Genomic DNA, 11,685 nt, shown 5'->3' with positions numbered 1-11,685 from the left:
ACTCACCCCTTATTGTCGTTTTTCCATTCTCCATTCAATCCAGTTTTTTATAACGAGCGTAAAGACTGCGATGAGTGACATTAAAGTCGCCACAGCAAACGCTGCTGAAAATTGATATTCATTGTACAAAATTTCGATATGAAGCGGCATTGTATTTGTCATGCCGCGCACGTGACCGGACACAACGGAAACGGCGCCGAACTCACCAATGGCGCGAGCATTACATAAAATCATGCCGTATAATAGACCCCATTTTATATTTGGTAATGTGACGCGCCAAAACATTTTCCATCCGCTTGCGCCAAGTGATAGAGCTGCTTCTTCTTCACTCTTTCCTTGCGCCTGCATTACCGGGATTAATTCACGTGCAACGAACGGAAACGTAACAAATATCGTCGCAATGATAATACCAGGGACAGAGAAGATGAGCTTTATCCCGTGTTCCAATAACCATCCGCCAAGATTCGCACGAGGTGTGAAAAGTAAAACGAATACTAATCCTGCAATGACTGGTGATACAGCAAACGGCAGTTCAATAAGAGATAATAATACTTGCTTTCCTTTAAACTGAAACTTCGTAATAAGCCACGCAGCCGCTATTCCAAATATCGTATTAAGCGGTACAACAATTAATGCAACGAGAAGTGTTAACCTAATTGCCAAAAATGCTTCTTGATCTGTTACAGCGGCAATATATACATCAACTCCTCGTTCAAATGCTTTCATAAAAATTGTCACGAGCGGCAGTAATAGAAAGAGAGATAAAAATAAAATTGTTATCGTAATGAATAGAATTGGTACAAACTTAGATTCTTTTTTAGCTGACATGCTTTTTACTATTTTCTTTTCTAATAATGTTGGTTCCATTTTCTCCCCTCCTATTCGCTTTTCAGTTCGTGCCTTCTACTCCAAGTTTGAATCATATTAATAAGTAGTAGGAAAAGGAGAGAAATAATAAGCATCACAGCCGCCACCGCTGTTGCGCCTGCATAATCATATTGTTCTAGTTTCGTCATAATCATGAGCGGTGCGATTTCTGTTTTCATTGGCATATTACCAGCAATGAACACGACAGATCCATATTCCCCTAACGCCCGCGCAAAGGCGAGTGAAAAACCAGCAAGTAGAGCCGGAAATATTTCGGGCAAAATGATTTTCACAAATATTTGGAAGCGCGACGCTCCTAAACTAGAAGCTGCTTCTTCTACTTCTTTATCAATACTTTGTAGTACTGGTTGCACCATTCGGACGACAAAGGGTAAGCCAATAAACGTAAGCGCCACAATAATGCCGAGCTGGGTAAAAGCTACTTTTATATGAAACACACTAAATATTTTTCCAACCCAGCCATTTTCCGCATAAAGCGTCGTAAGTGTAATACCAGCTACTGCAGTCGGAAGAGCGAATGGTAAATCGATTAGTCCGTCTAATAACCGCTTCCCTGGAAATGTGTAGCGAACGAGTACCCAAGCAATTAATAAACCGAAAATGGCATTTACGATTGCCGCTACAAGTGAAGTTGTGAAACTCACTTGATACGAATGCAAAACGCGCTCACTCGTTATAACTTGTGCGAACTTCTTCCAGCCTAGCTGCGAAGTTTGAATAAATACGATAGAAAGTGGTATAAGTACGAATAAACTCATATACAGCATTGTAAATCCAAGAGATAATCCAAACCCTGGTAAAACACGCTTCTTCCTCATATAACGTCACCTCATCCCCCCTTATTTTTTATACATTTGATCAAATACGCCGCCATCATTAAAATGCTTTTCTTGCGCTTTTTTCCAGCCGCCAAATAACTCATCTACTGTAAATAATTGAACTTTCGGAAATTGTGATGCGTACTTTTCTGCTACTTTTTCATTACGAGGGCGATAAAAGTTTTTCGCCGCAATTTCTTGCCCTTTTTCTGAATACAAATACTCAAGATATCCTTCTGCTACTTTTTTCGTTCCTTTTTTATCAACTACTTTATCTACAACAGCTACTGGCGGTTCCGCAAGTATACTAATCGAAGGCGTTACAATTTCGAATTTATCTTTTCCAAGTTCTTTTTGTGATAACAACGCTTCATTTTCCCAAGCAATTAACACGTCACCAATTCCTTTTTCAACGAAAGTCGTCGTTGCCCCGCGTGCTCCTGAATCTAGTACTTCCACGTTTTTATAAATTTGACCGACAAACTCTTTCGCTTTATCTTCACTATTGTTATATTTCTTCAGTGCATATCCCCACGCCCCTAAATAGTTCCACCGTGCTCCCCCAGATGTTTTCGGGTTTGGTGTAATGACAGACACACCTTTTTTCGTTAAATCATCCCAATCTTTAATTCCTTTCGGGTTTCCTTTTCTCACAAGAAATACAATCGTTGATGTATACGGAGTAGAATTATCCGCAAGTCGCTTCTGCCAATCTTCTGCTAGTTGTTTCTTCTTACTAATCGCGTCAATATCATAAGCGAGCGCTAGTGTTACAACGTCTGCTTCTAAACCGTCAATAACGGAGCGTGCCTGACTTCCAGATCCCCCGTGTGATTGCTTTACATTTACTGTTTGACCATGCTTCTCTTTCCAATACTTCGCAAAGTCTTTATTGAAATCTTGATACAACTCACGCGTCGGGTCATATGAAACATTTAAAAGTTCAACTGTCTTCTTATCCCCGCCTCCTTCAGAATTACTAGTAGATGTTGCCGAGCCACACCCTGACAAAAGAACAAATGCTGACAATAAGACACCTGTACTTTTCATAAACGCTGTCTTACCCCACTGTTTCATATATAAAGCCCCCTTAGTTTGTACAATAGAAAAAGGCACACAACCTATTCACAAAAGTGAACGTTGTGCGCCTTCAGTTTCTCTGATGAGCTTCTATTGTATTCTGTTTGATTTCTTTTCATTTTAATTCTGTAATTCATATGTGTCAACTTGGAATTTTCACTTTATCGCTTCGGGGGCTTATACAAATATCCCTAACTATTCCCTTTCACCATCAACAACGAATATATGAATAAATCTTTTTTAATCATTATCAATATGACATTTCCTTTTATATTCATTTATCCATCATAACTATCATATTGATAATAATTATCAATTGAACAGAAAAATAAAAGCCAATCTTTTTTATTTTCTACATAAATACGCTTTCCGGTCATTTTTAAACAATAAATAATGAGCCGTATGCACTTTTCTCTCTAAATAGTCCAACGAATACGTACTCGATGGATCTACTAAATCCCCAATCGCCCCTGAAAGGTGATCAATTACCTTTTGCAATGTTTCTAAGTTCTTCTTTTCACTCTCCATATTCATTTCATCCATAATGTCACAAATAAGATATTGCACTTTCCGTAAGCGTAATTCCTTCTGCTCCACGTATATCTCCTCCTTATTATTCATATTACGGTTTAAATATATGGGCTTATAGCTTAACCAATTCTAAAAAATAAAGTGAAACTTTAATCAGTAGGGATTTTGTCCATCCACACCAATCGAGCTTTTGCAGGACAAAAAGATATCCATCTCTAAACATGTAGTCATAGAGATGGATATCTTTATTTTTATACTTGCAATGCCTTCTCTCTCAAAGCTCTTCTTAACAATTTACCAGTTGTATTCTTCGGCAATTCTGTTAAAAACTCAATACTCATTGGCACTTTATATTTCGCTAAATGTAACGTGCAGTAATGCGTAAGCTCTTCTTCTGTTACGCTAGTTTGTTTCAGAACGACGTAAGCTCGCACTGCTTCTCCTAAGTTTTCATCAGGAACACCGATTACGACAACTTCAGCTACCGAATCATGAGTATATAATACTTCCTCTACTTCACGAGGATATACGTTATAACCACCAACTAAAACAATATCTTTTTTGCGATCGACGATATAGAAGTAACCTTCTTCATCCATTTTCGCTAAGTCTCCTGTATATAGCCAACCATCTTTAATTGTCGCCGCAGTATCTTCTGGCGCATTATAGTAACCCTTCATAACGTTAGGTCCGCGAACAATTAATTCCCCAACTGCACCAACAGGTACTTCTTCCCCAAGTTCGTTCACAATTTTATTTTCTACGTGCCAAATATTTGTACCGATTGACCCTGGTTTACGAGGACGGTCTAACGGATTAAAACAAGTAACTGGTGATGCTTCTGATAAACCGTATCCTTCTGAAACGATAACGTCAAAACGTTTTTCAAAGTTTTTCAGAAGCGCAACAGGCATCGATGCACCACCTGAAATACAAAGGCGAAGTGTCTTCACATCTTCTGCGCTTGCTTCTTCAAATAAATATAAGTAATTATACATTGTCGGTACACCCGCAAAAATCGTTGGTTCATACGTACGACAAATGCGAAATACTTCTTTCGGACTAAACTTCGGTAACATTAAAATTGTTGCCCCGTTCACAATCGGCGCATTTACCGCAACTGTTAAACAGAACACATGGAACATCGGCAGTGCCGCAACGACGCGATCATCCGCAGTATATTGTAAATATGACGCCACATCGCTAGCGTTACTATATAAATTTTTATGTGTTAACATAGCGCCTTTTGGCTTTCCAGTTGTACCTGAAGTGTATAAAATAACAGCTACATCTTCTTCATCTAATTCAGGACCTTCGTAAGTTACATCTCCAGTTCCTATAAAACTAGTAAACGTTTTCATTTTTTCGGTTTCTATATGGTTAAAATCTGATGAGGTTTCGCATATGATGATATTTTCAAGTGAAGGAAGTCTTGTTGTAAGAGATTGTATAACAGGTAGAAGGACGTCGAGTACGATGATTGTTTTTACATCTCCATTTTGTAATATGTAATGTATTTCGTCTGCTGTATAAATTGGATTAATCGGAATGACAGTTGCTCCGGCTTTCATTGTTCCGTATAAACCTACTAAAAAATGTGGTGAATTGCCTACAGCTAATGCGACATTGTCCCCTTTTCCAATGCCCATTTTTGCTAAATTGCTAGAAAACCTAGTGACTACTTTGTTTAATTGGTCATACGAGACCGACTGATCCATAAATATGTACGCCGGTTTATCCCCCTTCTTTTTTGCCGTTTCAGCCAAAGATTGAACGAGATTCACACAAACCCCACCTTTATAAAATTTAGAATATTTAAAAATTCTAAATTAATTATATTAAAAGAAAATTAAAGTAGCAAGTGATATTCTATTAATCGAATATACATCAACCACTTTCTTCCGGAACACTTTAGTAAGATGCAAGAATTATATGTGAAAGAAACAGGTACAAACATATAGTTAAACTGTAGCTAAAATCATTTTAGGATAATATGCACTCATCTTTCCGCTAAGTTTTTCAACTTCCTCTTTATTTAAAGCCGTATACTCCCCATACAAATTGAGAGCGTCCGCTCCATTTTCATGCAAGTAGACTGTAACATATAGTGTCGGTAATCCTTTATTGTCTTCATCTATCGACAAGACAACATCTGGTGTTTTATTAACGCTACTAAACGTTTCATTTCTTTTCCATTTCTTATTTTGAAACATAGTTTGTATATCATTTATTTTTTGTTTGTTATCTGTATGCGTATAATATATAACATTATCCTCCGCTGGCTTTCCAATAGACAAAGTCGTACGGTTTGAAGAAGTTTCATCGTTACAAGCTGTCATTCCAATAACGAAGCTGATCAATAATATAAAGTGTATTATCCTTTTCATTTCGATCATCCTCCTTTTAGTATATATATTCCTTTATAAGGAGCAGATGACCTGTAAATATACGTTTTGCGGTAAGTGAAATTATATCGGCGATTTTTCGAATATATCGACCGTAAACCAATTTATATCAGCGATTCTTGAAATATATCGATTTACCGACAAAACCTGACAATCTACGCAAAAAGAAAGAGGCTGCCATTTGACAGCCTCCTCTGTTTAGAAGAATAAATGTAAGAAATCTTCTGTTGTAATATTACCGAAATAGCGCGCGATATCTACGCCTTCTAGAGCTACAGTGAATGTATCTTTATCAAATTGTACGCCTGTTAGACGTTCTTCAATGTCATGAACATCTAGTGATCCGAAGAAATCACCGTAAATTTTACATTCTGTTACTGTTCCTTTTTTCACTTCAAGACGAACATCAACTTGTCCAACTGGGAAGCGGTGTGAATGCTGTAAGTTGAACTTCGGAGATTTTCCGTAGTTCCAGTCCCAATTACGGTAACGTTCTTCAGAAAGTTTATAGATTTCTTTCCAATCAGCTTCTGTTAATTCGTACATTGGAATATCTGCTTCACCTTCAAAAATTGTTTCTAGAAGAAGTTGTCTAAACTCTTCTGTCGTCATTTTTTCGTTTAAGAACTCTGTAATATTCGCAACGCGGCTACGGATTGATTTAATTCCTTTTGATTGAATCTTATCCATTTTCACTTTTAGTGCTGATACAACGTGATCGATTTCAGAGTCAAATAGTAACGTACCGTGACTAAACATACGACCTTTCGTTGAGAACTGCGCGTTACCTGAAATTTTTCTACCTTCAGCTAAAATGTCGTTACGACCGCTTAGCTCTGCATTTACACCTAGTTTACCAAGCGCTTTCGTTACAGGTTCTGTGAATTTTTTAAAGTTGCTGAAACTATCTCCATCATCTTTCGTAATAAAGCTGAAGTTTAAGTTTCCTAAATCATGATATACTGCGCCCCCGCCTGATAAACGACGAACGACGTGAATGCCTTTTTCTTTTACGTAATCTGCATTAATTTCTTCCACTGTGTTTTGGTTTTTACCAATGATAATCGAAGGCTCATTAATGTAGAACAGTAAATATGTTTCGTTAATATCTAAATTTTTAACACAATATTCTTCAATCGCTAAGTTTATCGTAGGATCTGTAATCCCTTTATTATCAATAAATAACATCGTATCACCTCATGAATTCCAAACGTAACCACTATGCGCAAGCGTAATATGGTCACTGAAAATTTGTTTTGCTTCTGTTACTAAATCAGATGTATTGCCTGTATGCGGCAAATGCGTTAATAAAAGTTCTTTTACATTCGCAGTTTTCGCAATACTTGCTACTTCTGTACTATTCATATGCCCTGCTTTGGCAGCCTCTTGATGTGCATACATATTACATTCACAAATGAAAAGATCAGCATCTTTTGTGAACGGAATAAATTCAGGAATATAACTTGAATCAGCGCTGTATACAACAACATCATCGCCAGCTGTAATACGCATCGCAAAGCATGTAACAGGATGAACAGTTTTTAAGAATGAAATGGAGAACGGTCCAATTTGAAGTGTTTCTTCTGGATTGTACGCGATTCCTTTCGTATGCGGTTCATGCGTTAAAGAATGGAATCCATTCTCATCAAACGAATGACCGTATATTGGTAACTCCGGTAGTTGTCCTTTTGTCACACTCGTAATTAATCTTGCATATTGCAATACCCCAATATCTGCAACATGATCGTGATGATAGTGTGACAATACAACTGCATCTATATCAGATGGTGTTATATATTTTTGAAGCTGTGCTAGTACACCACTACCACAGTCTACAAGTAAACGAAAACCATCGTGTTCAAACAAATACCCCGACGTTGCTTCTCCCACTTCTGGAAAGCCGCCCCAAAAGCCGACAACAGTCATCTTCATATGTATCCATCCTTTCTAAAACCGTGTAGGAATGCCGTTTTTCTCCGTACTTGAGAAAGTTTTTTACTTACATCCTACATTGTTAACTATAATCCATTTCCTAAACTTTTTCATTAATTTTCATTTTTGTTATAAAACAGTTGTTGACTTTTGTTTTTTGTACTAATACAATGATAGTAAGAAATGGAAATGGAGGGATTGACATGATTGATCAACCAATGGAGTTTTTCCGAAATTTACCGACGAAAACTTGTGCTCATTGCGGGAAGGAAATTGATGAGCAACACGAAGCATACCATAACAAATGTGACGATTGCGTTCACGAAGAATAGTAGTTTGTGAACATAAAAAAACCTAGCAGACATAGTCTACTAGGCTAATAACATCGTATCCTTCATCGTTGAACCTTTCACCAAGAGCTCCAGTTCAAACTCATACAATTCTTTTTGTCGATAATTTTTCGTATGGATTTTATCCATCATTAAGTCCACAACTTTTCGGGCCATCTCGTCGATTGGCTGTTCAATTGTCGTAATGCCTGGCTCTGTAATCTGCGCTAAAATTTGATTATCAAAACCGATCACAGCGAGATCTTCTGGAATACTCCAATCATGGCGTTTCGCCTCTGAGATAATTCCAGCTGCAACCTCGTCGCCTCCTGCCAAAATCGCGGTAGGATTTTTTTTGTCCTTTAATACTTCATGGAATATTCGTTTCCCATCATCCCAAGAGAAAGCGTTTTCAAGAAAATCAATCGCTTCCACTTCTCTACTCTTTTCAGTAATAGCGCGTAAAAAGCCCATTTTTCGCTGTTGGCTCACTACTTTCGTTTCGTTACCACGGCAAAAAATAAGATTACGATATCCTTGTTCTAATACATGATTGGCAGCTATGTATGCTCCCTGTGCATGATCAAACTTCACTGTCGGAACATTTGCTTCCTCAATATATTCATTACATAACACGATTGGACCGTGTTGCAAGTATGGCTCCACATTCTCCCATGGATTTTCTAGTGAACATAGAATAATCCCATCTACTTGTTTCGTAGATAATAATTGTAAATACTCCATCTCTTTTTCCGGTAAATATCTTGTTTGACAAATAATCAGTTTATATTTATGTTCAGAAGCAGCAATCTCGATTGCTTCAATAAATCTACTAAAAAAAGGATTTGTAATCCTTGGAACAAGCACCGCAATTGTTTCTGTTTTTTGTTTACGAAGCCTTCTCGCCGCAGAATTAGGAACGAAGCCTAAATGCTTCATTGCTAATTGAACCCTTTTCTTCTTCTCATCTGAAACATATGGATGATTATTGATCACCCTAGAAACCGTTGTCCTTGATAACCCCGCTAATTTCGCCACGTCCTCGATAGTCGACACGAAATTTTCCCCCTTTGCATGAAAACGTTTTCTTATCCTGATTATATAGTATATTATTGGAAACTGCAATATAGGTTCTTATGATTTTACTATATTAATATTATACATAGGGAAAAGTCTGTTAACTGCAGGAAATTACACACTACTTTTAGAATTTCACAATAAGAATATTTATAAAATAAAGGATGATATTTCATGAATCGGACGGATCGTTTATTAGCTATATTAATTGAATTACAAAGAAAACAAACCGTTACAGCACAAAGCTTAGCTGAAAAATTTGAGACAAGTATACGCACTATTTATCGAGATATGGATGCACTTAGTGAATCTGGCGTCCCGCTTTTCGCAATGCCTGGTCACGGTTATTCATTAATGGATGGTTATTTCTTACCACCCATTCAACTTACGCCTGAAGAGGCTGTTACTCTTTTATTAGGCAGTGATTATATTGGGAAAACTTTCACTTCTTCTTTTTCTGTACATGCGCAATCGGCAAAAGAGAAACTTGAGGTTGTCCTCTCTACTGATCAAAAAAAGAAAGTTGAAGAGCTGCGAGGAACTTTCCGTTTCCTTTCTCCTATATTTCCACATCAGCAACCCGAGCGAGAACAACTAGAAAACCAACTTTTCTTATTGCAAGAAGCTATTCAAAGAGAGCAATCTATCTCCTTTTACTATCGTAAACCAAGAGATATTTCAAAAATAAAGCGGACCGTTCATCCTTACGGTTTAGTCAATATTTCAGGAATTTGGTACATCGTTGCTCATTGCTTACTTCGAAAACAAATACGTAATTTTCGTTTAGACCGTATGGATACATTACAGCAAGAACAAGAATTCTTTACAAAATCGAAGGACTTTTCTTTACAAGACTATCAACCTGAAAACAATCGTACTGTTACGATTCATTTATTATTTCCATCCCATATTGCACATAAAATTATTGAATCACGATACTTTTTTATAGATTCATACGAGCATCAGGATAATGGTTTTCATGTCTTTTTGAAATCAAGAAATATAGACGAAGTATTTCAATGGGTATTAAGCTTTGGGAGCCAAGTGCAAGTACTAGAGCCAAAAATTCTTTCTGAGAAAATATATGATGAAGTAAAAAAAATGTTAAAACTTTAATTTTTTATTTTACTACTGACATAATGTTGTCAGTAGCCCTCCTTTATTGTAGGTATTAACAAATACATTTTCATAAAAAGGAGCTAATAATATGAACAGTACCGTTATGTTAGAGAAATTTGAAAGTTTAGCAACGTATTACATAGAGGAATTAGAAAAGTACTCTCTTGAACAATTTAAGACAAAACCTTCTGCTGAAGAATGGTCTCTCGGTCAAATGTATAATCATTTACTTTCGGCCACATATATGCAGTTAGATGCAATCGAGAAATGTAAAACTGAAACACCATTTGTAGCTAACAACAAAACGGATATGGGTGAAAAAGTATATGAAATGGGTGCTTTCCCTCCTATACAAATAAAAATACCTAATCGCCCTGGATACACACCTGAAAATCCATCATGCAAAGAAGAGCTACAGGAGCGTTTTCTAAAATTAATTACAGCTGTAAAAAACATTGAGCCAACACTTACTTCTATTCCTAATGATTGTAAAGTAGAGCACCCTGGACTTGGTTACTTAAATGCGGCAGAGTGGTTCCAGCTCATTTCTATGCATTTTGCACACCATCTTCGTCAGAAAGATCGGCTAGAGCTTAAGGTTTGCTAAGTGTAAACACTTCTACTAAAAAGAGAATCCCAATATGCAATATTGGGATTCTTTTCAATTTCGATACAACATTCATACATCCAAATGAAAGAAATGTATACAATGAATCCAATCTTAACAGGTGCAAAACAACTATTACAGAACGACGAAGTTATTATATCTACTTCAAAGTGTTTACTTACTGGCTATATGATTACGCAAAACGTCCCTTATCCGGGCATGTTACTTGCTACTAATAGAAGGTTTCTCTTTTTTAGCCAATATAAAAAGCCATCAATACGTCGTCTCCATATGATCCATCTTCATATTTAATTTGCTTTCTTTGTCTTCCTTCTTCTACAAAGCCAGTACGTTTATACACTTTAATTGCCCTATCATTAATAGAAACTACACCTAAGCAAATTTTCTCTAAACCTTTCTGCCCTTTAGCCCAACTAATAAGAAATTCAATTAGCTTCGTACCAATGCCTTGATTACAGTACGCCTCTCTAATCCCCATTCCCATTGTACCTGCATGTCGTAGGCGTTCTAGTTCATATCGATTGAAAAGTAAAAATCCAACCACCTTACTATCTACTTCATAAACTATATAAAGATTACCTTTTTCATTACTTTTCCGTATCTTTTCTCTTTCTAAATCAATATCATCTGGTAATTTATTTGGAGATACTATAAAAAACTTTGTAGTAGTTTCCGATAATACAATTTCTTTTCTAATATCCATAATTGATTCCGCATCAACCTCTTTGGCTAATCGTATCACCAAATCACCTCTTACCTTTTTCTTAAAAGACTAATACTGAATCTATCAAACTAAGGAATCTCCAAAACTCTCAATATGCAACATTACATATTGAGAATCTTTTCACTTTTAATATAATATTCTTACATCTATATAA

Annotated in this window: 13 protein-coding genes and 1 pseudogene; 4 read left to right on the top strand and 10 right to left on the bottom strand. The window is 36.6% G+C overall.

Annotated features, from left to right (window positions below):
• Nucleotides 1-9: 9 nt before the first annotated feature.
• From cysW to EXW56_RS05480, 8 genes are all read right to left on the bottom strand, one after another.
• Entirely contained in the window at nt 10-867 is an 858-nt protein-coding gene (gene cysW / locus EXW56_RS05515) for a sulfate ABC transporter permease subunit CysW (protein WP_002201442.1), read from the bottom strand.
• An 11-nt stretch (nt 868-878) separates the two neighbouring features.
• Nucleotides 879-1,706, bottom strand: coding sequence for a sulfate ABC transporter permease subunit CysT (cysT, locus tag EXW56_RS05510; protein ID WP_002201443.1), 828 nt, complete (start codon nt 1,704-1,706; stop codon nt 879-881).
• Between the two features lie 21 nt (nt 1,707-1,727).
• Entirely contained in the window at nt 1,728-2,783 is a 1,056-nt protein-coding gene (locus tag EXW56_RS05505) for a sulfate ABC transporter substrate-binding protein (RefSeq protein WP_002201444.1), read from the bottom strand.
• A 348-nt stretch (nt 2,784-3,131) separates the two neighbouring features.
• Entirely contained in the window at nt 3,132-3,383 is a 252-nt protein-coding gene (locus EXW56_RS05500) for a hypothetical protein (RefSeq protein WP_002149996.1), read from the bottom strand.
• Between the two features lie 185 nt (nt 3,384-3,568).
• Nucleotides 3,569-5,101, bottom strand: coding sequence for a fatty acid--CoA ligase family protein (locus EXW56_RS05495; RefSeq protein ID WP_215597292.1), 1,533 nt, complete (start codon nt 5,099-5,101; stop codon nt 3,569-3,571).
• 177 nt (nt 5,102-5,278) lie between these two features.
• Nucleotides 5,279-5,704, bottom strand: a complete 426-nt coding sequence (locus EXW56_RS05490; RefSeq protein ID WP_215558118.1) for a hypothetical protein — start codon at nt 5,702-5,704, stop codon at nt 5,279-5,281.
• 216 nt (nt 5,705-5,920) lie between these two features.
• The gene (locus EXW56_RS05485) at nt 5,921-6,910 is read right to left on the bottom strand and encodes a lipoate--protein ligase (RefSeq protein ID WP_215597291.1); all 990 of its coding nucleotides are present in this window, start codon (nt 6,908-6,910) and stop codon (nt 5,921-5,923) included.
• A 9-nt stretch (nt 6,911-6,919) separates the two neighbouring features.
• On the bottom strand, nt 6,920-7,654 hold the full coding sequence (locus EXW56_RS05480) for an MBL fold metallo-hydrolase (protein ID WP_215558117.1): 735 nt from the start codon (nt 7,652-7,654) through the stop codon (nt 6,920-6,922).
• 203 nt (nt 7,655-7,857) lie between these two features.
• Here EXW56_RS05480 and yhfH point away from each other — a divergent pair, with 203 nt between their 5' ends.
• Nucleotides 7,858-7,986: a protein YhfH gene (yhfH, locus tag EXW56_RS05475; RefSeq protein WP_000567010.1), complete on the top strand. Its 129-nt coding sequence runs from the start codon at nt 7,858-7,860 to the stop codon at nt 7,984-7,986.
• A gap of 39 nt (nt 7,987-8,025) precedes the next feature.
• Here yhfH and EXW56_RS05470 read toward each other — a convergent pair whose 3' ends face one another.
• Nucleotides 8,026-9,039 (bottom strand): LacI family DNA-binding transcriptional regulator, encoded by a 1,014-nt coding sequence (locus EXW56_RS05470; RefSeq protein ID WP_002201448.1) that lies wholly within the window; start codon nt 9,037-9,039, stop codon nt 8,026-8,028.
• A 195-nt stretch (nt 9,040-9,234) separates the two neighbouring features.
• On the opposite strand from EXW56_RS05470, the gene EXW56_RS05465 reads away from it, so the two are divergent.
• The 3 genes and pseudogenes from EXW56_RS05465 to EXW56_RS27520 all read left to right on the top strand — a co-directional run.
• Nucleotides 9,235-10,176, top strand: a complete 942-nt coding sequence (locus EXW56_RS05465) for a helix-turn-helix transcriptional regulator (RefSeq protein ID WP_215597290.1) — start codon at nt 9,235-9,237, stop codon at nt 10,174-10,176.
• A 91-nt stretch (nt 10,177-10,267) separates the two neighbouring features.
• Nucleotides 10,268-10,786 carry a DinB family protein gene (locus EXW56_RS05460; protein WP_098988160.1) on the top strand — a complete coding sequence of 173 codons (519 nt, stop codon included), beginning with the start codon at nt 10,268-10,270 and terminating at the stop codon, nt 10,784-10,786.
• A 93-nt stretch (nt 10,787-10,879) separates the two neighbouring features.
• Nucleotides 10,880-11,065 (top strand): annotated as a pseudogene (locus EXW56_RS27520) (PH domain-containing protein); the annotation flags it as partial.
• Here the strand turns inward: EXW56_RS27520 and EXW56_RS05455 are convergent.
• Nucleotides 11,040-11,549 carry a GNAT family N-acetyltransferase gene (locus tag EXW56_RS05455; RefSeq protein ID WP_002201451.1) on the bottom strand — a complete coding sequence of 170 codons (510 nt, stop codon included), beginning with the start codon at nt 11,547-11,549 and terminating at the stop codon, nt 11,040-11,042. The pseudogene EXW56_RS27520 and the gene EXW56_RS05455 overlap by 26 nt on opposite strands.
• Between the last annotated feature and the right edge of the window lie 136 nt (nt 11,550-11,685).

The organism is Bacillus mycoides, assembly GCF_018742245.1.
In the GTDB taxonomy this organism is placed as follows: Bacteria; Bacillota; Bacilli; order Bacillales; family Bacillaceae_G; genus Bacillus_A; species Bacillus_A cereus_U.
This window is presented reverse-complemented; position numbering and strand designations above follow the sequence as displayed.